The organism is Planctomonas deserti, from assembly GCF_003067705.1.
Classification (GTDB): domain Bacteria; phylum Actinomycetota; class Actinomycetes; order Actinomycetales; family Microbacteriaceae; genus Planctomonas; species Planctomonas deserti.
On the sequence record NZ_QANL01000248.1, the window covers coordinates 1 to 505 of the forward strand.

Below are 505 nucleotides of genomic sequence, written 5' to 3' on the forward strand. Positions count from 1 at the left end.
AGCTGTTGGCGCATACGATCAACACCGCTCACGCGATGAAGGCGGTGGACGCACGCGAGTTGTCGCGGGTGATCGTGGATACCACCGTGCAGGAAAAAGCGATCGCCCATCCCACCGACAGCCGCTTGCTGGAGGTGGCGCGCAAGAAGCTGGGGCTGCTGGCCAAGCGACACGGCATCGTCTTGCGGCAGACCTATGTGAGGCAAGGTACGGGGTTGAGCCGCAAGGCCGGGCGCTATGCGCATGCGCGCCAGTTCAAGCGCATGCGCAAAGTACTGCGACGCCAACGCACGATCCTGGGACGCGTATTACGGGATCTGCAACGCAAGCTGGCCCAGCAGGAACCGTCGGTACGTGAGCGCATCGGTGTCTGGTTGGAGCGCGCACAACGGTTGTTGACACAGCGTCCCAAGGACAAACAAAAACTCTACGCCTTGCACGCGCCGGAAGTGGACTGCATGAGCAAGGGCAAGGCAGGCAGCCCGTACGAATGTGGCGTCAAGGG

Annotated in this window: 1 protein-coding gene; it reads left to right on the plus strand. The window is 62.2% G+C overall.

What is annotated here, in order from left to right:
* Positions 1-505, plus strand: a 505-nt coding sequence (locus DAI20_RS20520) for a transposase family protein (RefSeq protein WP_497802666.1), incomplete at both ends; no start/stop codon positions are given.